Origin of the sequence: Plantactinospora veratri, assembly GCF_036421995.1 — a bacterium.
GTDB lineage: Bacteria > Actinomycetota > Actinomycetes > Mycobacteriales > Micromonosporaceae > Plantactinospora > Plantactinospora veratri.
Genome location: NZ_JAZGQL010000028.1, coordinates 92,682 through 114,108, shown reverse-complemented (window position 1 = coordinate 114,108; position 21,427 = coordinate 92,682). Strand labels below are relative to the sequence as shown.

Sequence of the window (21,427 nt, the reverse complement as noted above, 5' to 3'; positions counted from 1 at the left end):
GGCCACCATCGACGGCATGACGAGACGCGAGTGGCGGCTGCCGGCCGCGCTGATCCTGCTGGGCCTGATCCCGATGATCGCCGGTGCGGCGCGGGTGACCGAACTGGGCCTCGGCCCGGAGGTCACCCCGGCGAACGCCCGCTTCGTCGCCGAGCCGCTGCCGGTGGTGCTGCACGTCGTCGGTGCGGTGGTCTACACGATCCTCGGCGCCTTCCAGTTCGTACCCGGGCTGCGTCGCCGCCGCTGGCACCGGGTCGCCGGCCGGACAGTCGTCCCCTGTGGACTCGTGGTCGCCCTCTCCGGGCTGTGGATGACGTTCGGGTACGACCTGCCGGCCCATGACAACGACCTGCTCGCCGGCCTGCGGCTGCTCTTCGGCTCGGCGATGGCCGCCTCGATCCTGCTCGGCCTCGCCGCCGTGCTGCGCCGCGACTTCGCCCGGCACCGTGCCTGGATGACGCGCGGCTACGCGATCGGCCTCGGCGCGGGCACGCAGGCGTTCACCCACGCGCCGTACGTGGCGGTGACCGGCGAACAGCCCGACGGGAACGTACGCGCCGCGCTGGTGCTGGCCGGTTGGCTGATCAACCTCGCCGTGGCCGAGTGGTACCTGCGCCGCCCGGCCCGTACCGCGCGTCGGCCGCGTGTCGCCACCGGATGAGCTGCTCCTGCGGCGTCGACGGTTCAGTCGCGGGCGGTGTCGGCCGTGCGGTTCAGTCGCGGGCGGTGTCGGCGGCGGCGAGGCGGCGGCCGGGACCGGGCCGGTCCGGCCCGGATCGGGGCGGTGTGCCCGGCGAGATGACCCGCAGTTGGAGCATTGCCGCGAAGCGGGCCTCCGGATCGGTCAGGTCGATGCCGCCGACCTCGGCGAGTCGTCGCAGCCGGTAGCGGAACGTGTTCGGGTGGACGTACATCGCGGCCGCTGCGGCGATCACGTCGCCGAACGCGTCCAGCCAGGCCCGGAGCGTCTCGACGAGGTTCGTGTGGTGCTCCTCGTCGTAGGCGAACAGCCGCGCGACCGGTCCGGTGAGCCGGTCGCCCCGGGCCGCTACCAGGTCGTGCAGTTCCAGGACGAGCGCCTGGACCTGCACGTCGGCCAGCCGGGCCACCCGGTGGCCGGCTCCGGCACGCAGTACCCGCAGCGTCCGGTCGGCGCTGGCCCGCGCGGCGGCCATCCCGGCGGCGTCCTGCGCGACCTGACCGACGCCGATCACGGCGTGCACCCGGTCACCGACCCGGTCGAGGAAGTCACCGGCGATCCGCACCGCCCACTGCTCCCCGTCGTCGCGGGAGATCGGCACAAGCCCGTACGCGACGTCGCCGACCAGCGCCGCCGCGCAGCGCGGGTGGACCGCGCTCAGGTGCATCGCCAGCGCGTCGCTGGTCCGCTGGCGTTCGGTCGCCAGGGAGGCGTCGTCGCCGACGGACCGCTCCGGGGAGGTGGCGATGACCGCGAGGCCGAGCACCACGACCGGCTGGCCGGCCAGGCCGAGCCGGCTGAGCGCCTCGCCGGCACCGGCCCCGCCCTCCAGCGCGGTCGCCAGCAGGTCGGCGCGGAGCCGGCGCTGGACGTCCGCCCCGGCCCTGATCCGCAGCATGTGCAGGGCGACCAGTTTGCTGGCGTCGCGCAGCGCCTGGGTCCGCTCGGCGCTGAGCGGCTCCCGGACCGCGGCCCAGATCGAGCCGAGGACCTCGTCCCCGGCGTGCACCGCTACGGCGACCCGGGGCACCGAGAACCCGTCCATCCCGGACGGTGGCGGCTCCACCCACAGCGGCGTACTGCTGCGGTAGAGGTCCCGGAAGACGCCCCGGTCGAGCAGGAGCCGGGAGTACCGCTGGGGGACCTGGCGGCCGAGGATGGTCTCCACCCGCGACGGGTCGGCCTCGTCCTGCCGGCCGGAGAAGGCGAGTACCCGGGAGCCGCGGTCCTCGATGGTGACGGGCGCGTCGATGAGTGCGGCGATCGCGTTGGCCAGCGTGAAGAGGTCACCGGAGGGTACCCCGCCGATCGTCTCCGGCCCGGCGTCGCCGACGTCGCCCTCGGCGAGCACGGCGCGGACCAGCGCGGCGAGCTGTGCCCAGGAGGCGCCCCGGGTCAGCCCGAGCAGGGCCACCCCGGACTCCTCGACCGCCCCGGCCAGCCCGGCGGTGACCTCGACCGGGAGCCGGACGACGAGGCCGGTGGCCCGGTGCCGGCCGAGCGAGCGGAGCAGGGCGGCGATCTCGTCCGGTCCGCGCAGCCCGACGCCGAGCACGAGGGCGTGGTGCGGCAGGAGCGGCTCCTCCACCGGGTCGTGGATCGCCACGCCGCCGATGTCGGCGCTCCGGTCCGGGGCGCCGTGCACCGACTCCAGCACGGTGAACCCCAGGTCGTCGAGGACCCGGCCGAGGGTCGCGTGCGGGCGCAGGTTCACCGGGAGCACCGCCCGAAACTGAGGAGAGTTCAGCCAGCCTGGTTCGTCGGAACATACGATGTTCGTCACAGCTTAGGGTGCGGAGGCGCCGGAAGCTCAGCGTCGCAGCCACCGGGATTCGGTGGTGACCGCCGCCAGCTCGTCCGGCAGCGGCTCGACGCCGATTCCCGGGCCGGCCGGCACCGCCAGGTGGCCGCCGTCGAGCACGAACGGGTCGGTGATGTCCGTCCGGTAGTAGCGGTCCGACGCCGACGTGTCGCCCGGCAGGGTGAATCCGGGCAGCGCCGCCAGCGCGACGTTCGCGGCCCGGCCGAGGCCCGACTCCAGCATCCCGCCACACCACACGGGTACGCCGTGCGCGACGCAGACGTCGTGTACCCGCCGTGCTTCCAGGTAGCCACCGACCCGACCCGGCTTGACGTTCACGATCGCGCAGGCGCCCAACCGGATGGCCGCGGCGGCGGCCCGCGCCGAGGTGATCGACTCGTCCAGGCAGATCGGCGTGCGGACCGTCTTCGCCAGCTCGGCGTGGCCAAGCACGTCCTCCTCGTCGAGCGGCTGCTCGATCAGCAGCAGCTCGAACGGGTCGAGCGCGGCCAGCCGCCGCGCGTCGGCGACGGTGTACGCGGTGTTCGCGTCGACCTGGAGCAGCACGTCGTCGCCGAAGCGTTCGCGTACGGCCCGGACCGGTTCGACGTCCCAGCCGGGTTGGATCTTCAGTTTGATCCGCAGGTAGCCGGCGTCGAGGTAGCCGCCCACGGTGTCGAGCAACTCGCCGATCGAGCCGGTGATCCCGACCGAGACGCCGCAGGGCACCCGGTCGCGTACGGCGCCGAGTTCCCGGGCGAGCGGCCGGCCCAGGGCGCGCAGTTCGGCGTCGAGTACGGCGGTTTCCAGCGCCGCCTTCGCCATCCGGTGCCCCTTGAATCCGGCGAGTGCCGGTGCCACCGAGGCGGCGTCCAGAGTGTCCCGGGCGGCCAGGGCCGGCACCAGAAACCGGCTCAGTACGTCCACGGCCCCGTCGACGTACTCGGCGGAGTAGCGCGGGTCGGTCATCGCCACGCACTCGCCCCACCCCTCGGCCTGGTCGGTGACCGCGCGGACCAGCACGATGTCGCGGGCGGTCTGGGTGCCGAACGAGGTCCGGAACGGTGACACCAGCGGCATCGTGATCCGGCGCAGCTCGACTCCGACGAGTTTCATCCGGCGTTCCTTCCGACGATGTACCAGCCGGCCCGGTCGAAGCCGGTCACCCGGGCGCCGCCGGCCAGCAGCGGTACGAGGGCCTCCCGCAGCGCGGTGCGCCACCGCCGGGCCAGGTCGGGCGCGGCCGACCGCAGCGCGGCGATGTCCGGCGGTACGGCCACCAGCACGGTGTCGCCGTCCAGGGTTCCCGGCGCCGGGGACCCGTCGGCGGTGCGCCCGAGCCCGACCACCGCGCCGCCGGCCCGCTCGGCCCGTACGTCGCCGGCCCGGTGCCGTCCCTCGCACGCCGTCGCGACCCTGGGGTCGCGCAACTCCCAGCGGATGAGCAGCCGGTCGGTGGCGTCGCCGGCGTTGATCTCGTCGTCCATCTCGCCGTAGAAGTCCGGCAGGTACTCGACGGCGGTGGCGGCCAGCTTCACCAGGTTGAAGTAGGCGTTGCGGGCGACCAGCGGGTCGAAGGTCCACTCGACGGCGGAGCCGCCCCGGGCCAGCACCCAGGCGCGCTGGTGCAGCTTGAGGGCGTACCCGACGCGGCGGCCCAGGGCGGCGGCGGAGACCCCGGCGATGTGGCTGTGCAGCTCGGCCCCGGCCGGGGCGCCGGAGAAGCCGACGCAGGCGCCGACCAGCTCGACCCCGTCGTAGGCGCCGGCGACGTAGCCGCCCGACTTGCTCAGCGCGCGCAGCAGCTTGGTGGTCACCAGCGGATTGCGCGGGTCGGGTCCCCAGATGCCGTCGTAGAGCCGGCGTACCGCGGCGAAGCCGTCGACGTCGGTCAGCTCCCGGATCTCGACCCCGGCCGCCTTCGCCGCCCGGGCCACGGCCGCCTCGGCGGCGTGGATGTCGCTCATCTCGGCGTTCCCCTCCCCGGCAGCGGCCGGCGCGTCGGGGCGACCGGGTGCACGTCAGCCCACCTTCGGGGTGGCGCGGGCACCGAAGTGCAGGTACCGCTCGCCGGACGGCAGCTGGTAGAAGATCACCGGTACCCAGGTCCGGGTCTCCGGTTCGCGGACCGCGAAGAGGTCCTCGGCGACCGGCACCATCGGGTACTCGTGGGTGGGCTCGGGCACCAGCTCGGCCAGTGGACCGGTGACCGTGGTACGCAGGGTCGGGCCGCCGTCGCCGTCGAGTACTGCCATCCGGACGCCGGCCCGCTCGTACTCGCCGACGTGCCGGCCGAGGTCGGCGGTGACCGGGTGCCGCGGCGGCGCGAGCGAGTGCGGTACCGCGACCTCGGCGAGTTCGGCGAAGATCTCCCGGTACAGCTCCTCGTACAGGTCGCGGGCGTGCCCGCCGTTGGTGAGCAGGGTGACCGCCAGTCCCTCGTCCGGCAGCAGCCGCAGGAAGGCGGACTGTCCGATCGTGTTGCCGTCGTGCCCGACGAGCCGGTGCCCGTCCCAGCCGAAGCGGATCCAGCCGAGACCCCACGAGTCGCCGAGGGTGTGCGTGTCGGGCAGCTCGGCCTCGCAGGCGGTCATCGCGGCGGCGCTCTCCGCACCGAGTAGCCGGGTCCCGTCCGGCGCCAGCCCACCGGTGAGATGCATCCGGGCGAAGCCGAGGACGTCGGCGGCGGTGGAGGTGATCAGCCCGGCCGGCCCCAGGGAGCGGGGCAGTCCCCAGACCGGCGCGCGGGCCGGCTCGGCCTGCCCGGCCGAGACGTGTCCGACCGCGGCGCGGTGCAGCAGCGCCTCCTCCGGCAGCGTTCCGGTGCGCCGCAGCCCGAGCGGGGTCGAGATCCGGTCCCGGAGCGCGGCGTCCCAGGTGCCGCCGGTGAGCTTCTCGATCACCCGGCCGGTGAGCACGAAACCGGCGTTGCAGTAGGACCAGGTGGCGCCGAGCGGGTGGTTCTGGGCCACCTCGCCGAGCAGTGCGACGTACTTCTCCAGGCAGTCGTCGCCGCGACCGGTGTCGGTGAAGACGTCGCCGTCGATGCCGCTGGTGTGCGCGAGCAGGTGCCGCATGGTCACCCGCTTGGTCACCTCCGGATCGGCCAGCCGCAGCTCCGGCAGGACGGTGGCGACCGGTGCGTCGAGATCCAGCCGGCCCTCGTCCACCAGTTGCATCACGATGGTCGCCGTCCACACCTTGGAGATCGAGCCGATCTGGAAGACCGAGTCGGTGGTCACCTCGACCCCGGTCTCCACGTTGAGCACCCCGTACGCCGCCTCGACCAGTTCGTCCGGGCGGTCCTGGCCCAGCCGCAGGATCCCGAGTACGGCACCGGGGACGCGGTGCCGCCGCGCGAGTACGGCCAGCCGGCGCTGCCAGTGCCCGGTGTCGATCGGCGCGCGGCGCCCGCCCGCGTACCGCTCGACCCAGTCCACGACCCGCTGGTTGTAGTCGGCCCGGTGTGACGGCCGCCCGTCGAGGATGAAGAGGTGGCCGGCGTCGGGGTAGAGGACCAGTCGGGTCGGCACGCCGCGCTCCCGCAGCGCGGTGTGCCACTGCTGCGCCTGGCCGACCGGGCAGGTGCGGTCCTCGGCACCGTGCAGTACGAGCGTGGGCGTGTCGACCTGGTCCACCCGGGCCAGCGGCGACATCGCGGCGTAGCGCGCGGGGTCGGTCCACGGCGCGGCGCCCAGCTCGTACTCGCTGAGCTGGTGCCCCTCGTCGGAGGTGCCGGCCATGCTGGTGAGGTCGGCGACGGTACCGCCGGCCACGGCGGCGGCGAAGCGGTCGTCCCGGCTGGTGAGGTAGCAGGTCAGGTAGCCGCCGTAGCTGTAGCCGGTGACGGCGAGCCGGGCCGGGTCGGCGACGCCGGTGGCGACGAGCTGGTCGACCGGCTCCAGGAGGTCCCGGGCGTCCGCCTCGCCCCACCCGCCGTGGGTGGCGGTGAAGAACGCCTCGCCGTAGCCGTCGCTGGCCCTGGGGTTGAGCAGTAGCACCACCCAGCCCCGGGCGGCCAGCTCCTGGTGGTAGAGGTGTACGTCCTCGGCGGCGGCGTTCCAGGCGTTGTGCGGGCCGCCGTGCACGTCGAGCAGCAGCGGCCGTGGGCCGGCGAAGTCGGGGTCCCGGACCAGCCAGCCCTGCACGACGGTGCCGTCGGAGATCTCGAACGAGCGCTCCTCCCGGGGGTGGAGCCGCACCTCGGACGAGGTGTGTCCGGTCAGGACGGTCTCGGCGCCGGTGCCGAGGTCGACCGCGACCACCTCCCCGAACGAGGTCGGTGTGCCGAGTACGACGGCGGCGGTGCCGGCCCGGGCCGAGACGCCGAGGATGTTGCGGCCGGCCCCGCCGACGACCACCCGGGCTTCGCCGCCACCGGCCGGCACCGCGTAGAGGTGGGTGCAGCCACGGTCGCGGACGCAGAACAGCACCGTGTCGCCGTCGTCGGCGAGCTGCGGCAGCGCGCCCGGATATCCGGGGCCGCCCGGCATGACGTTGCGGTCCAGCGGGGCCGCGAGGTCGGTGACCGGGCCGGCGTCGAGCGGTACCCGCAGCAGGCCGGCGTGGCCGACCGGCGCACCTTCGGTGCCGACGGCCAGCAGCGCCGACCCGTCGGCGGTCCAGGTGACGGCGGCACCGACACCGTCGGCCAGCCCGACCGGCCGGGGTACGGCCTCCGTCGCACCGACGTCCACCGTGTACAGCGGTGTCCGGAGGGTCAGGTCCGCGTCGGGCGCGGTGGCCGCGGCGAACGCCAGCCGGGTCCCCTCCGGCGACCAGGACGGGTGACCGGCGTCCCAGTCGCCGCTGGTGAGCTGCCGGCACCGCCGGGTGGCGACGTCGACGACATGCAGGTGCCGGCGTCGGCGTCCCAGCAGGCCGGCGCCGTCACTCTGGTAGTCGAGCCGGTCCGCGACGAGCGGGGCGCTGCCGTCCGGCCCGTCGCCCCGGTCGTGGTCGACGGCGGCCACGAACGCGATCGCCGAGCCGTCAGGGCTCCAGACCGGGCTACCGGCGCCGAGCGGCAGCCCGGTCAGCGGTTCGGGTTCGCCACCGGCGGCGGGGAGCAGCCACACCTGCGGGTGCCCGTCCCGGGTGCGCAGGAACGCGATCCGGTCACCCTGCGGCGACCAGGCCGGTGCGGTGTCCGCCGGCCCGGCGGTCAGCCGCCGCGCCGGGCCGCCCGCCACGTCGACGTACCACAGCGTGCGCACCGTACGATCGTGCTCGGCGTCCGCGCCGCGCAGCACGTAGACGATCCGGGCACCGTCCGGCGACAGGGCCGGCTGCTCCGGTACGGCGACGGTGGTCAGGTCAGCGATGCGCAGGCGGCGGGTCACCGGCTCCTCCTCGGGTCGTGATCGGTTTGTCGGCGGGCTCGGCGAAGTGGCAGAGCGCCCGGTGCCGGTGTGCCGGTGTCGGCTCGACCTCCCGGCACACCTGGCGATCCGGGTGCACCAGCGGGCCCACCGGGCAGCGGGGGTGGAACCGGCAGCCGGCCGGCGGGCGGTGCGGGTCGGCGGGCTCCGTCTCGGCGACCGCCGGTCCGGCATCCTCGGCTCCCAGCCCGATCGGATGTGTGGCCGAGGCGAGCAGTTCGCGCGTGTAGGGGTGCTGCGGGTCGTCCAGCACCTCGGCGGCCGGGCCGTACTCGACGATCCGGCCGAGGTACATCACCGCGATGATCTCGCTGACGTAGCGCACCACGGCGAGGTCGTGCGAGATGAACAGCATCGACAGCCGCATCCGCCGTTGCAGGTCGCGGACGAGGTTGAGTACGGCTCCCTGGATCGACACGTCCAGCGCCGAGGTGATCTCGTCCGCGACGATCACCTCGGGCCGGCCGGCGAGCGCGCGGGCCAGCGCCACCCGCTGCCGCTGCCCGCCGGAGAGGCCGGCCGGATACCGGCCGGCGAGACCCGGGTCGAGCCCGACCAGTTCCAGCAGCCGGGCCACCTCGGCCTTTGCCGCGACGCCGGCCCGGCGCGGGATCGCCTCCGCGATCGACGCACCCACCGTCATCCGGGGGTCCAGCGAGGAGTACGGGTCCTGGAACACCAGCTGCACCGGTGCCCGCCTCGGCAGCGGTCGGCCGTCGAGCAGGATGCGGCCACCGGCCAGCGGGGCCAGCCCGACGGCGGCGCGGGCCAGGGTCGACTTGCCGGAGCCGGACTCGCCGACGAGTCCCACGACGGTGCCGGCGGGAACGGTGAGCCGTACGGCGTCGACGGCGGTCAGCCGCCCCCGCCCGGTGCCGTACCGGACGGTGACGTCGTCGAAGACGAGATCGCTCACCGGCGGCTCCCCTCGATCTCGACGTCGATCTCCGCATGCCAGCAGGCGACCCGACCACGAGCGTCGGCCAGCAGTGGCGGCTCGGCGGCGGTGCACCGGTCGCCGGCCAGTGGGCAGCGGGGGGCGAAGGCACAGCCGGGCGGCAGGCGGCCGGGATCGGCGGGCCGGCCCGGGATGACCGGTAGCGGCCGGTCCCGGTCGGTGGCCATGTCCGGCACGGCGGCGAGCAGTGCCCGGGTGTACGGGTGCCGGGCGCCGGTACGCAGCCGCGCGGCCGGCACCTCCTCGACGATGCGTCCGGCGTACATCACCAGTACCCGTTCGCAGACCTCGGCGACCACGGTGAGGTCGTGGCTGATCAGCAGGACCGCCACGTCGTCGTCCGCGCGGACGGCCGCCAGCAGCCGCAGCACCTGCCGCTGCACGGTGACGTCGAGCGCCGTGGTCGGCTCGTCGGCGATGATCAGCGCCGGCGTACCCATCATCCCCATGCCGATCATCGCCCGCTGCCGCATGCCGCCGGAGAACTCGTGCGGGAACTGCCTGGCCCGCCGGGCGGCGGCCGGGATCCGCACCGCGCGGAGCCGGTCCACCGCCCGGGCCAGCGCGGCGCGGCGGCTCGTCCCCCGGTGCTGCCGGACCACCTCGGCGAGTTGCCGGCCGACCCGCTGGGTGGGGTTGAACGAGGTCGTCGGATCCTGGAAGACCATTCCGAGCGAGAGGCCCAGCAGCCGGCGCCGCGCGGCCGAGTCGCCGGCCAGCAGCGGCACACCGAGGAACTCCAGCCGCCGCGCGTCGACCCGACCGGGCTCCTCGACGAGTTGGGCGATCGCCAGCGCGGTCAGGCTCTTGCCGGACCCGGACTCGCCGACCAGGCCCACCGCCTCACCGCGACCCATGGTGAAGCTGACCTCGCGGACCGGGCTGACCTCCCCGAAGCTCACCCGCAGGCCCTCGACGGCGAGCAGATGGTCACCGGCGGCGACGGGCGGAGGCGGTTCGGTGCGCGGCGGTCGACGGCCGCCGCCGGCCGCCGCGCCGCGCGACCCGATCGCGCGGGCGAGCGCCTCGCCGAAGAGGTTGAACGCCAGACCCGCCACGACGATCGCGACGGCGGGGGCGAGGGCCGCGGCCGGGCGTACGTAGATGCCGGCCAGGCCCTCGCCGAGCAGCCTGCCCCAGTCGTACCGGGGCGGCTGTACGCCGAGGCCGAGGAAGGAGAGCCCGGCGAGCGCCAGCAGCGCGCCGCCGGCCGCCATGGTGCCGTTGACCAGCAGCGGTTCGGCGATGTTGGGCAGGACGTGCCGGGCGAGCACGCGTATCCGGCCCAGGCCGGCGATCCGCGCGGCGTGCACGTAGTCCCGTTCCGCGACACCCGCCGCGAGCGTGTGGGTCAGTCGGGCGAAGCCCGGTGCGATCGCGAAGCCGATCGCCAGCACCGCACCCTTGAGACCGACTCCGAAGACGACCGCGAAGAAGAGCGCCAGCAGCAGGCCGGGGAAGGCCACCGCGATGTTCAGCGCGGCAGCCGCCCAGCGGCCGAGGCGGGCGCCCAGCAGCAGCGGCGCCATCCCGAGCGCCAGGCCGGTGGCCAGACCGATCAGCGTGGCCAGCAGCGCCAGCAGCACCGACAGCCGGGTGGCGACGAGTACCCGGGCGAAGACGTCCCGACCGAGGCTGTCGGTGCCGGCCCAGTGCGCGCCCGAGGAGCCCTGGAGGATCCGGCCGGTGTCGACCGCCTCGGCCCGGTCGGCCCAGAGCGCGGGCGCGAGCAGCGCGAGCAGGACGACACCGACCAGCAGCGCCGCCGCGGCGACGGCCACCGGGGACCGCAGGACCCGTCGTGCCGGCACTAGCTCTCCCTGATCGTCGAGCGCGGGTCGAGCAGGGCCAGGCCGACGTCGACCGCGAGGTTGACCAGCAGTACGGCCGCGCCGTAGACGAGGACGATGCCCTGGACCACGGGGTAGTCCTTGGCCAGGATCGACCCGACGATGGTGCTGCCCAGCCCGGGCCAGGCGAAGACGTTCTCGACCAGTACGGTCCCGGCGACCATCGCGCCGAGCAGCAGGCCGCCGACGGTCGCCGTGGCGGTCAGCGCGTTCGGCAGGGCGTGCCGCAGGTAGATCCGCCGGGCCGGAAGTCGTTTGGCCCGCGCCGTACGGATGTAGTCGGTGCCCAGTACCGCCAGCGTCTCGACCCGGACGATCCGGGACAGCAGCGCGGCCGGGCCGATCGCCAGCGCCAGCACCGGCAGGACGTAGGAGTCCGGGCCGGCGCGGCCGGCGACCGGCGCCACGCCGAGCGTCACGCCGAAGACGTAGACCAGGCCCACGGCGACCAGGAACTCCGGGAGTACCCCGAGGATCGAGCTGGTGGAGGTGAAGGCCAGCTCCGCCGGGCGGTTCCGGTCGCCCCGGGTGGCCACCGCCATGGCCAGACCCAGGGGTACGGAGACCGCGACGGCGAGGGTGAAGGCGAGGAGGGCGAGCTGGGCCGTGGCCGGGAGTCGGTCACCGATCAGCTGTGACACGGGCAGGCCGGTGACCATCGACTCGCTCAGCTCCCCGGTGGCCAGGTTCCGCAGGTAGCGCAGGTACTGCGACCAGAGCGGGTCGTCCAGGCCGAGCGCGGCCCGGCGGGCGGCGACCAGTTCCACCGGGGCGGTGGGCCCGAGTGCGGCCCGGACCGGGTCGCCGGGAATGAGGTGGATCATGCCGAAGGCGGCGGTGACGAGTACCCAGAGCGACACCAGCAGCCGCGCCGCCCGCCGGGCGGTGAAGCGCATCCAGGGGTGTTCGGCCGTCGTGTTCGGCACCGGACCCGCCTCTCGGATCGTGGGGTACGCCAGCCGCGCCGGTCAGCCGAGCATCCGGATGGAACTCGGCGCCACGCTCCCGCTGCTGAGTTCGAAGCTGGCTCCCTTGCCGAACACCGGCACGGTGGAGTAGACGAACGGCACGATGTCGACGGCTCGGACCAGCGCCTGCTCGGCCTCGGCCCACCTGGCGCAGCCGCCGGTCCCGGCCATCGCCGACGCCGCCCCGACCGCGGCCGCGTACTCCGGGTTTCCGACGTGTGCGAAGTTCACCCCGTCCGGCGGGGTCGCGCCGGAGAAGAACGGCACCAGCTCGCTGGGGAGGCCGACGTTGAGCGGCAGGAACGCCGCGTCCCAGGAGCCCTGCCCGCCGACGATCACCTGGCTGATCTCGGCGTTGGCGACTCCCCGGATGGTCACCTGCGCGCCGACGGCCTGCCACGCCCGCTGGAGCAGTTCCGCGCCGGCCTGCATCCCGCTGCCGGCGTTGGTCGGGTAGTAGAAGCCGACGGCGAGCCGCCGGCCGTCCTTGACCCGCACCCCGTCGCCGCCGGGAAGCCAGCCGGCGGCGTCCAGGGCCGCCTTCGCCGCCGCCGGGTCGTGCGCCGGCAGCAGGGCCTCGGTCCCGGCCGGCGGGCAGGGGTTCAACCCGGGCGCGACCAGGCCGGTCATCGGCTTGCCGGTGCCGCTGCTGACCACCTGTCCGAGCTGCTTGAGGTCGAGTGCCTGGGTCAGCGCCCGGCGGACCGTCTCGTCGGCGCCCGGCAGGCCCGGCTTCTGGTGGAACCACAGTTCACCGAGCGCGGCGACAACGCTGCGTTCGAAGAGCCGCATCGCCCTGAGTCGCTGGCTGTCCGGCCCGATGACGGTCACCGCGTTCGCCTGGTCGGAGCCGACCAGGTTGGCCGCGGTGCTCTCGTTCGTGACGACCTTCAGGACCACGGTGTCGGGCAGCCCGTCCTGGGTCGCCGGCCAGTCGCCCGGCCCCCACGCGTACTCCTTGCGCCGGGTCAGCGTGTAGTGGTCGTCGGCCACCGCCTCAGTCAGGGTGAACATGCCGGTGCCGACCGAGCCCTGCCGGAGCAGCTTGCGGTCCTTCAGTCCCCGGTCGCAGACGATGTGCAGCCCGCCGACCATGCGGTCGAGGAAGGCGGCCGGTGTCGGCGAGGTCACCGTCACGGTGCCGGCCGCCTCGTCGGCGGTGGCGGTCGCGCCCGCCGGCACGAAGACGCCGATCCGGGACGAGGCGTTCTTCGGGTCGCCGACGAAGGTGATGTTCGCCGCCACCTGGCCGGCGGTCAGCGGGCTGCCGTCGGCGCAGCTGACCCCCTTGCGCAGCGTGTACGTCACCGTGGTCGTGTCGCCCTGCCACTTCTCCGCCAGACCGGCGACGAGGGTGCCGTCCGGGCCGACGTTGAGCAGGGAGTCGTAGAGGAACCGGTCGACCTGTTGGGTACTGGCCAGCGAGGTGAAGTGCGGATCGAGGTTGCCCGGATCGGCGCTCAGCACCATCGTGAAGGTCTTGCCGTTGACCAGCCGCTGGCCGTCGGTACCGGCGGAGTCGCCGCCGCAACCGGCCAGCCCGACCAGCAGCACACCGACCGCCGCAAGGGCAGGAACAGATCTCATCGTCTCTCCCGAGGGCTACTGGTGGGGGTCGGTACGCCGGCACGTCGGGTCGCCCGACCACTGTGGATGTAGAGCGCCCGCCCGGTGCCGTCGTCACCGAGGAAGACCTGCGGCAGGTGGATGCCGAGCCGTGGCCGTACCGGCAGGAAGGTCTCGGCGTCGAGGTGGACGAGTTCGGTGCGTTCCGGTTGACCGCCGATCTCGGCGAGCACGCCCTTGGGTACCTGGTCGAGCCAGAGCCGGCCCGCGTCGTCCTGCGAGACGGTCAACTCGGACACGTCCGAGGTGTAGGTGCCGAGATAGCGGTCGACCGGGACCCGCTGCGGCGCCGACGGCGGTGTCGGCAGCGCCGGCATCTCGATCCCGGCGAGTTCCCGGAGTACGTGTCCGTAGATCTCGGTGTAGAGGGCGATCGGGTTCCCGCCGTTGGTCAGCAGCACGAGCGCCACGTTCCGGTCCGGCACGACCCGGAGGAACGCGGCCTGGCCGACGGTGCCGCCGTCGTGGCCGAGCACCCTGCCGCCCGGCCAGTCGTAGATCTCCCAGCCCAGCCCCCAGGCGTCACCCATGAGTCCCAGTCGTGGCAGGGTGACCTGCGGCTGCCGCATCGCGTCGGCGCTGTGCGGGGCGAGTACGGCGGTGCCGTCCGGAGCCCGTCCGCCGTCGATGTGCAGCTGGGCGAAGGCGAGCAGGTCGCGGGGGCGCATCGCCAGCATCGACCCGGCCGGTGCGGAGGAGCGGGCCAGGGACCAGATCGGCGCCGGTTCGGGGTCGGCGTCCGGGTCCGGCTGGATGTGCCCCACGGCGGCCCGGAACAGGATCGCCTCGTCCGCCCCGGTCGCCGCGTGGGTCAGCCCGAGCGGGGCGAACAGGTGCTCGCGCAGGCAGACGTCGTACGGCTTGCCGCGCAGCACCTCGACGACGCGGCCGAGCACACAGAACCCGGCGTTGTTGTACGAGAACATCTCGCCGGGCGGGAAGAGCTGGGCGACCTCGCCGAGCGTGTCGACGTACCTGCGCACACAGTCGTCGCCCCGGCCGGTGTCGGTGAATATGTCCCCCTCGAAGCCGGCGGTGTGCGCCAGCAGGTGGCGTACCGTGATCGCGGCCGATGCCGCCTCGTCGGCGACCCGGAAGTCGGGCAGGACGTCGCGGACCGGCGCGTCGACGTCCAGCCGGCCCTCGTCGACGAGCTGCATGATCAGCGTCGCCGTCCAGACCTTGGTGACGGACCCGATCTGGAACACCGAGTCCGCCGTCGCGGCGACTCCGGTCGCCTTGCTGAGCACTCCCGCGGCCACCTCGACGACCTGCCCGCCGGCCGACACGGCCAGCGCGGCGCCGGGCACCCGGTGCTCGGCGAGCAGTGCCGGCAGCCGGTTCCGCAGCCAGCCCGCGACCTCGTTCAGACTCGACATGCGCGCCACCCTAGGGACCGGCGGCGGGTGCCGTGTTCGTGCGAGACGACGAGCGCGGGTCCGTTCGTCCGTCGCACCGGCCAAGTGGCACTGGTCAGTCGTGCAGTACCTCGGTCAGGAAGCCGATCAGGTCGGCGCGGCGCCGCCACGGGTTGCGGTACGACGGCTGCCCACCGACGCGGATCCGCAGCGCCTCGCGAACCACCCGGTGCCACCGCTGGCCGTAGGTGTCCAGCGCGTAGGCCGCCGCGTCGGTCTTCGACGTGACGTGTCCGGCGGTGAGGGTGTGCCGTAGCCGTGCCACCCCGAGTACCCCCCAGGCGGTCGCCCACGGGGTCAGGCCGACCGGGCTCCGCGCACTGCGGCGCAGCCACGGCGTCCAGTACTCGACGAGGTTGCGCCTGGTCAGCTCGGCCAGCGACGGCCAGTCCGTGTACACGTCGAGGTCGGCGACGTCCGGGCCGCGTACCGGCACCCCGGCCTGGGCGAGGACGTGCCAGGTGACCAGGTGTCGTTCGAAGCGGGAGGCCAGCTCCACCCGCCGCTCGTGCGCCGCCGGGCCGGCGGCCACCCGGGTGGGATCGCGACGCAGGTCGTCCCATCCGACATAGAGACCGTCGAAGGCGGGGCTGCGGTGACGGCGGCGAAGGTCGGCATGGATGGCCCGCAGAGCATCGCCGTCGGGCACCCGACCGGTGACCGCGACGAAGTCGACATCGCTCACCCCCGGCCGGTAGTCACCGAGCGCGATCGACCCCTGGAGATAGAGGCCCTCCACCAGTCCGGGCGCGAACCGGTCGGCGAGCCGCAGATATGTCTCGCAGGTCCGGGCGACACCCTCGTCCAACTCGGTGATCACGCCGTCACCCTAGCGACAGCCCATCCACCGACGCCGCCGCCGACACCAATGTTGGTCAACGCAGCGGCCATGCTCTCTGACCCACCGAAGTCATGGCTTTGCGGTGTTACGAATCGCCGCTCTCCGCCTCACCGTCGCCAATGGCGTCCAGGCCGACCTCGCGAGCCAGCTCACTCGCGGTCATGCGCTGCTCGGCCGCCGCGCGGTCGGCGTCGTCGAAGCGCACACCTTCTGCCTCCAGCACTGTCCTCGGGTCGTCGCGACGCTCGGGGTCAGGCCAACGGAACTCGGCGGAGATCGCACCGTCGATCTTCAGCACCCGGTGTGCGTTGGGAACCTGGACGCTGGCGAGGCGGCTGGCGACACTACGGTGGAACACACCGACGACCTCGGCGACGTCCGAGTAACTCGTCCATCGGCCAGCGGGAATGCTGGCGAGGGCCTGGTTCATCAGCGACCAGCGAGGGCTTGCCGGGACGGCGGCGGCCGATTCGTCCGGGCCGGGCCAGATACGGATGATGCGGTCGGCCAGTGCCCGACCGCGAGCCAGGATCTCCGCGCGGCCCCACCGCAGTGCGTCGGCGATCTCCCGGTTCATTGCCAGCCCGCTGTCCCGGAGAATCTTCTGCTTGACCACGAACGCGTCGTTGGCCAGCTTGGGATTGTACGCAGTCAGGCTGAGGTTCCCGAGGGTGTGTACCAGGGAGCTGTGTAGCTCCTCGACGGTCTCGCCGTCTTGCAGGCCGGGGCGCAGCATCTCCCGCCACTCGTCGGTCAGCGACTGCGGCAGCACGTGCTCAATGGTCAGCTGGGCCGTGTCGAAGTCGATCGGCTCCTTGTGCCCGTAGTCCTCCTCAACGCAGCGCAGTACGTAGCTGCGCTGCGGCCCGCGGCCTAACCAGTAGAAGCTGTTGACCAGCACGGCGTCGCGAATGTGCTGGTCGGTGGGGAACTTCTTGCGGACACCGGACAGCGCCCGGGTGATCGCCTTGGCTGACGGCACCTGCTCGCCGAGATCCTTGACCAGAGACATCAGGACCCGGTTGGTGTTGGTACTGGCGATGCCGGCGATCATGCGTCGGATCAGGTAGCTTTCAACGACGCGCAGTGCCCCGGCCGCCTCGGTGGCGCTGAGACGACCGGCCTCGTGTGCCAGGAGCACATGCAGTGCGATCGGGTGAACCACCGCAGCGCCCCAGCGGTCGAGCCGGTCGAGCGCCCGCCGCAGGTGCGGTTCCGCGACCGTTCGCGGCGTGAGGATCATGTGGAACAGCCGTGCCTTATGGTGCAGATCGACGATCCAGCCTTCGATCGCGGCCTCGTCCGGCAGTTGACTGAGCCGTTGCTGCTGTGAATGGTAGATCGCCTCCTGCGTAGCGCGATCGTCACCGCGCAGCACCAAGTCCAGCCAGACGAGCGCCTCGAGCTGCTTGTCGGTGAGCAACTCCTGCAACGGCAACCACTGCCATTCGTACACGTGGTCTCCACGGGCGGGGAGCCGCATGAACAGGTAGTTGCGCAGCAGATCGGCCTGCGTCAGCGGCTGACCTGTGTAGTTCAGGGACTCGAAGATGCGGTGCACATTGTCGTCGGGATGCGCGGCAATCTCCACCAGGCTCAGCCGTGCCGCCACGGCCTGCTCGATGCGAATCAGATCGTGGTCGTCGTCAGGATCGTCGGCCTGCACGAGCGCAGCGCGGAAGAAGCGGTACGCCTCGCCGATGCGATCCTCACCGCCCGCGCCCGGTTTCCGCTCGACCAACGCCAGCCATGCGGCCCGGTCGGCTTTGGTCGGCAACAGTGTGTACCGCTCCATCCGCGAGGCGTACTTGTTGAACAGGTACATGTCGTCGATCTTGGCCGCCAACTGCTGGTCGGACTCGTGGACGTGATCGCGAATCGCGCACAGCAGGATGCTGAGGGTGGTCAGCCGTTGCTGACCGTCCACGACGAGCCAGCTCTGGATGCCGGTAGGGGTGTTGGTCGGACTGGGCGCCAGGACCACCGAGCCGAGGAAGTGGGTCGCGTTGTCGCCAACCTCGGCCACTCGCATGACATCGGCCCACAGTTGGGCGAGGTCTCGGCGTTTCCAGCTGTAGCGGCGCTGGTAGAGCGGAACGACGTACTGCTTCTCGCCCTGCAGTAGATTGCGGACAGTCGTTTCGTTCGCCTTCAACTGATCCCCCAGGAACGGCACGGCGGTGACATGGACTCCCAAAGCCCTCGCCATCCTGCGGCCTGGGTGCGCTGATCGCCATCAACCGATCGGCGCGGCTCACGTCTGCTGGTCCGCACCGGGATGTACTCGTTCGGTTGAATATCGCCATCCGTGGTCCCGATACCCTCGGTCAGGCTTTGGAGCCGCCGGCGTGGCCCAGTCTCTTCAGTTGGGCTACGACGTGTGCCAGGTGGTGAGATGTCGTCCAGGCGCGCCAGTTCGTGGCGTTGCCCGGCCCGCCGACGCCGTTGGCGCGCGCGGCGATCTGGTCATCTCCCCAGGAGAATTCTCTTCCTTCTGTCGCCCAGTGGTCGGAGGCAACGAGCGCCTTGCAAAGGTCGTACATCACAGATTTTTCGGTCGCGGCTTGTGGCCAGCGGTAGATCCACCACACCTCGTCGTCCGTGTAGCGCAGACTCGGCATGGGGCGCCAACCTGGTCCGGTCACCGCTGGATGGGAGATGCCGTAGTCCGCGTAGTGCACGCCGAGAGCCGCCAAGCGCTGCCACAGATGCAGGTCCCAGCGCGGTACCGGTGTGGCTCTGCTGACCGGGAGGCGCGAGATGCTCTGCGGCATGGCACCTGCGGCGACGGTGACCGAGTTCCACGGGTAGCGTTCCGCCCAGGACACACGCTTGCGGACAAGTGGTTCCGCCCTGGTCAGATCCCGTGCGGAGCGTACCTCGGACACGTCGAGGACGAGGTGACACTGCTCGATCGTCAGGCCGGTCTGATCACGGAGGCGATCAAGTTCCTCCTCGGTCTCCGTGCTGTCCGGGTCATGGCTGTTGCCGCTCAGCCGGAGAACCGCGTGGTCGTTGTGCAGAGTCGCGGCGTACCGGACGTCAGCCAGCCGGGAGGGGCTGTCGTACAGGTGCAGGACCGGCAGCATCGGGATCAGCCAGGCGGCAAGGTCCTCGGCGATGTCCCGTACTGGTCGACGCAGGCCGTCGGTCGTGTCGGCCAGATGCCGCACGTCAACTGCGATCGTCATATCGGGAGGCAGCGACTCGCGTGCCTTGTTGCCGAACCGGTAGGCATCCTTCGTCGGGCCGTCGGACGTCGGAACCACCTCGAAGATCGGCAATACATCCGGCACCAAGGCCGGGGACAGGTGCGCGATCGCGCTGAACTCGCCGTCCCTGCCTTTGAGGATCGGCCTGTACGTGACCATGAGTCCATCCCTGGGATTTGTCCCTGGTTCACCTACTCAGCTCAATCATTGACCCTAGGTAGTTACATGACAACTCTTCGTCTTGTCGGTAATCGGCCCAGTGGGCACGCCAGCGGCTGGGTTTTCCTGACAGACGACCGGGGGAGCCGCTGTTTTCCCGACTGGAATCCGGGCCACCTTGGCGGGCCTGCGGCTGGGATCAACTCACTACGGTGCCGGCCGTACCCGACGTCGGATGGCCGCAGCGGGTGAGTCGACGATTCGGGTTCGTGCAAGTCGGGCAAACTGGGGTGTTCTACATAACACTTGCAGGCATGCTTCTTCACCTCGCCCGGTACGGCGGTACCGTACCCCCATGCCGGCACCCTGGTTGGAGCCGGCAGCATCGACGCTCAGGCATCGCGCGGTGACCGGCGATTCGGCGGATCGAGTCGCGACGGCACCGACAGGTCCGCTGGTGATCTCCGTCCGCCGTCGACGCCGGTGCCCCGTGCCGCCTAGCCCGGTCAGGAAAGGCTCAGATGTTCCGCCCCGCACGCCTCCCATCCGTGTCCCGCCGGAGCCACAACCTCCCACCGGTAGGTGTGCCGCCGTGGTGATTCGGCGGAGACGTGCGGGCGGGGGGAGGCGGACTCGCGTCCTGGAAGCGGTGGGGGGTGTGCTCGCGGCCCGTGGCTACGAGCACACGCGGTTCGCGGACGTGTCGGCGGCCAGTGGCGTAGCGATCAGCACCCTGCAGACGTACTTCGGTTCCCGCGAGGACATGGTGATCGAGGCCATGGAGGTCTTCACCGACCGGGAGGTGGAGGCCCTGGAAGCGGTGGCCGGAGCCGAAGCCGATCCGTGGCGCCGACTGGTCGCGCTGGTTGACCGGAGCCTGCACAACTCGGAGAGCGTCCGGCAGATCCTCGTCGAGTTCTGGCGGTCCGCGATGCGGGACGACGAACTCCGCGCGTACAGCACGGAAGTGTGGCTGCGTTATCGGGCGCCGTTTCTGGCCGCCGTACGGGAAGGCAGTGCACGAGGAGAGTTCACCCTGGCCCACGACGCCGAAGGCGTGACGGATCTCCTGCTCACCGCCCTGGCCGGACTGATCGTCACCCGCGTCCAACACCATCCCACGCCCTCGCCCGAAGGATTCCGTGCCGCCCTGCTCGGCCAACTCGGGCTGGTGCTGGGGCACAAGGGCTGATCTCCGGTACCCGAAACGATCGAGGAGCCATGACCACCACCGTCGAAATCACCCGTTTCCGCGTGTCGGCGGCACACGCCGACGCTCTGCTGGCCACTCGTCCGGCGATGCTGCGCGACTTCCAGACCGGTCGCGCCGGTTTCCTCGGCGCGCGCCTGATCCGACTGGCCGCCGACGAATGGCTGGACATCGTCTTCTGGCGCTCGTCCGAGGACTTCGCCGAGTCCCGGCGCCGGGGCGCGGACGAGCCCGGCATCCAGGCGTTCTTCTCACTGATCAACGAGGTGATCAGTGTCGAGGAGGGCACCGCCGCCGAACCGGTGGGTGCCTGATGCGCGCGGCGTGGTACGACCGGCAGGGCCCGGCCCGCGAGGTGCTCCAGGTCGGTGAGCTGCCCGATCCGTGGCCGGGCGAGGGCGAGGTCCGGGTCCGGGTGTCGGTCTCCGGAATCCACGTCGGCGACCTGGGCAAACGACAGGGCTGGTGGGGATCCACCATGCCGTTCGACCGGGTAGTACCGCACGGTGACGGCGCCGGAACGATCGACGTGGTCGGACCCGGCGTCGACCCGTCCCGGGTCGGTGAACGGGTCTGGGTCTACCTCGCCCAGTCGTACCGCCCCTTCGGCACCGCCGCCGAATACACGGTGGTGCCCGCCCGGCACGCCGTGACGCTGCCTGCCGGCGTGCCCGACGAGCAGGCGGCCGGACTCGGCATCCCGGGCATCACCGCCCACCGGGCGATCTTCGGCGACGGGCCGGTGACCGGGCAACGGGTGCTCGTCACCGGTGCCCTCGGCGCGGTCGGCCGGGCCGCGTTGGCGGTTGCCCGCCGGGGCGGCGCCACGGTGATCGCCACGGTACGCAACCCGGCCCAGATGGAACCGGCACTCGCCGCAGGCGCGCACCACGTGGTCTCCACGGCCGGCGGTGACGTGGCCGCCCGGATCCTCGAACGCACCGGTGGGAAACCGATCGACCGGGTGGCCGAGTTGGCGTTCGACGCCAACCTGGCGACCAACCTGGAAATCCTCCGGTACGGCGGCGTGATCGCCACCTACGCCACCGGCGAGGCGGAGCCGCGGATCCCGTACTGGCCGCTCGGCTTCAAGAACATCACGGTGCGGTTCCTCAGCAACGACGACTTCCCGGAGCCGGCGAACGAGGCCGCCGCGACCGAACTGACGGCCGCGCTGGTCGACCGCGACCTGCGCTACCCGATCGCCGCCCGGCTGCCGTTGACCGAGATCGCCCAGGCACACGAGCTGGCCGAGACGAGTTCGGCCAGCGGCCGGGTCGTCCTCGACATCGCATGAGCTCCG

16 protein-coding genes are annotated in these 21,427 nt (G+C 72.3%); 4 read left to right on the top strand and 12 right to left on the bottom strand.

Annotation, left to right across the window (positions count from 1 at the left end; translation table 11 throughout):
- Positions 1-16: 16 nt before the first annotated feature.
- A complete protein-coding gene (locus V1634_RS28550) occupies positions 17-661 on the top strand; it encodes a DUF2306 domain-containing protein (RefSeq protein WP_331210819.1) in 645 nt (214 codons plus the stop codon).
- A gap of 52 nt (positions 662-713) precedes the next feature.
- Here the strand turns inward: V1634_RS28550 and V1634_RS28545 are convergent, their stop codons facing one another.
- The 12 genes from V1634_RS28545 to V1634_RS28490 form a co-directional block, all read right to left on the bottom strand.
- Positions 714-2,423, bottom strand: a complete 1,710-nt coding sequence (locus V1634_RS28545; RefSeq protein ID WP_331210818.1) for a PucR family transcriptional regulator — start codon at positions 2,421-2,423, stop codon at positions 714-716.
- An 87-nt stretch (positions 2,424-2,510) separates the two neighbouring features.
- Positions 2,511-3,617, bottom strand: coding sequence for an o-succinylbenzoate synthase (gene menC / locus V1634_RS28540; RefSeq protein WP_331210817.1), 1,107 nt, complete (start codon positions 3,615-3,617; stop codon positions 2,511-2,513).
- Complete coding sequence (locus V1634_RS28535) at positions 3,614-4,468, bottom strand: GNAT family N-acetyltransferase (protein ID WP_331210816.1); 855 nt, start codon at positions 4,466-4,468, stop codon at positions 3,614-3,616. The genes menC and V1634_RS28535 overlap by 4 nt, the downstream gene beginning before the upstream one ends.
- A gap of 54 nt (positions 4,469-4,522) precedes the next feature.
- Entirely contained in the window at positions 4,523-7,843 is a 3,321-nt protein-coding gene (locus V1634_RS28530) for a serine hydrolase (RefSeq protein ID WP_331210815.1), read from the bottom strand.
- Positions 7,818-8,798, bottom strand: a complete 981-nt coding sequence (locus tag V1634_RS28525) for an ABC transporter ATP-binding protein (RefSeq protein ID WP_331210814.1) — start codon at positions 8,796-8,798, stop codon at positions 7,818-7,820. Before V1634_RS28525 ends, V1634_RS28530 begins: the two co-directional genes overlap by 26 nt.
- On the bottom strand, positions 8,795-10,651 hold the full coding sequence (locus tag V1634_RS28520; protein ID WP_331210813.1) for a dipeptide/oligopeptide/nickel ABC transporter permease/ATP-binding protein: 1,857 nt from the start codon (positions 10,649-10,651) through the stop codon (positions 8,795-8,797). The genes V1634_RS28525 and V1634_RS28520 overlap by 4 nt, the downstream gene beginning before the upstream one ends.
- A complete protein-coding gene (locus V1634_RS28515) occupies positions 10,651-11,616 on the bottom strand; it encodes an ABC transporter permease (RefSeq protein ID WP_331210812.1) in 966 nt (321 codons plus the stop codon). Before V1634_RS28515 ends, V1634_RS28520 begins: the two co-directional genes overlap by 1 nt.
- A 42-nt stretch (positions 11,617-11,658) precedes the next feature.
- A complete protein-coding gene (locus V1634_RS28510) occupies positions 11,659-13,245 on the bottom strand; it encodes an ABC transporter substrate-binding protein (RefSeq protein ID WP_331210811.1) in 1,587 nt (528 codons plus the stop codon).
- Positions 13,242-14,663 (bottom strand): serine hydrolase domain-containing protein, encoded by a 1,422-nt coding sequence (locus tag V1634_RS28505; protein WP_331210810.1) that lies wholly within the window; start codon positions 14,661-14,663, stop codon positions 13,242-13,244. Before V1634_RS28505 ends, V1634_RS28510 begins: the two co-directional genes overlap by 4 nt.
- Before the next feature lie 94 nt (positions 14,664-14,757).
- Positions 14,758-15,522, bottom strand: coding sequence for a nucleotidyltransferase domain-containing protein (locus V1634_RS28500; RefSeq protein WP_331210809.1), 765 nt, complete (start codon positions 15,520-15,522; stop codon positions 14,758-14,760).
- 106 nt (positions 15,523-15,628) lie between these two features.
- Entirely contained in the window at positions 15,629-17,752 is a 2,124-nt protein-coding gene (locus tag V1634_RS28495; RefSeq protein ID WP_331210808.1) for a GmrSD restriction endonuclease domain-containing protein, read from the bottom strand.
- Positions 17,753-17,870: 118 nt separating this feature from the next.
- Positions 17,871-18,914: a beta family protein gene (locus tag V1634_RS28490; protein ID WP_331210807.1), complete on the bottom strand. Its 1,044-nt coding sequence runs from the start codon at positions 18,912-18,914 to the stop codon at positions 17,871-17,873.
- A gap of 658 nt (positions 18,915-19,572) precedes the next feature.
- On the opposite strand from V1634_RS28490, the gene V1634_RS28485 reads away from it, so the two are divergent.
- From V1634_RS28485 to V1634_RS28475, 3 genes are read left to right on the top strand one after another with little or no spacing between them, the layout of a single operon-like run.
- A complete protein-coding gene (locus V1634_RS28485; RefSeq protein WP_331210806.1) occupies positions 19,573-20,106 on the top strand; it encodes a TetR/AcrR family transcriptional regulator in 534 nt (177 codons plus the stop codon).
- Between the two features lie 29 nt (positions 20,107-20,135).
- Positions 20,136-20,438 (top strand): hypothetical protein, encoded by a 303-nt coding sequence (locus V1634_RS28480; protein WP_331210805.1) that lies wholly within the window; start codon positions 20,136-20,138, stop codon positions 20,436-20,438.
- Positions 20,438-21,421 (top strand): NADPH:quinone reductase, encoded by a 984-nt coding sequence (locus V1634_RS28475; RefSeq protein WP_331210804.1) that lies wholly within the window; start codon positions 20,438-20,440, stop codon positions 21,419-21,421. The genes V1634_RS28480 and V1634_RS28475 overlap by 1 nt, the downstream gene beginning before the upstream one ends.
- Positions 21,422-21,427: the final 6 nt, after the last annotated feature.

What these genes read in the sequence shown, in the direction of transcription:
- V1634_RS28550 (WP_331210819.1), top strand. Translation starts at nt 17, where the DNA reads ATGACGAGACGCGAGTGGCGGCTGCCGGCCGCGCTGATCCTGCTGGGC.
- menC (WP_331210817.1), bottom strand. Translation starts at nt 3,617, where the DNA reads ATGAAACTCGTCGGAGTCGAGCTGCGCCGGATCACGATGCCGCTGGTG.
- V1634_RS28535 (WP_331210816.1), bottom strand. Translation starts at nt 4,468, where the DNA reads ATGAGCGACATCCACGCCGCCGAGGCGGCCGTGGCCCGGGCGGCGAAG.
- V1634_RS28510 (WP_331210811.1), bottom strand. Translation starts at nt 13,245, where the DNA reads ATGAGATCTGTTCCTGCCCTTGCGGCGGTCGGTGTGCTGCTGGTCGGG.
- V1634_RS28505 (WP_331210810.1), bottom strand. Translation starts at nt 14,663, where the DNA reads ATGTCGAGTCTGAACGAGGTCGCGGGCTGGCTGCGGAACCGGCTGCCG.
- V1634_RS28495 (WP_331210808.1), bottom strand. Translation starts at nt 17,752, where the DNA reads ATGGCGAGGGCTTTGGGAGTCCATGTCACCGCCGTGCCGTTCCTGGGG.
- V1634_RS28490 (WP_331210807.1), bottom strand. Translation starts at nt 18,914, where the DNA reads ATGGTCACGTACAGGCCGATCCTCAAAGGCAGGGACGGCGAGTTCAGC.
- V1634_RS28480 (WP_331210805.1), top strand. Translation starts at nt 20,136, where the DNA reads ATGACCACCACCGTCGAAATCACCCGTTTCCGCGTGTCGGCGGCACAC.
- V1634_RS28475 (WP_331210804.1), top strand. Translation starts at nt 20,438, where the DNA reads ATGCGCGCGGCGTGGTACGACCGGCAGGGCCCGGCCCGCGAGGTGCTC.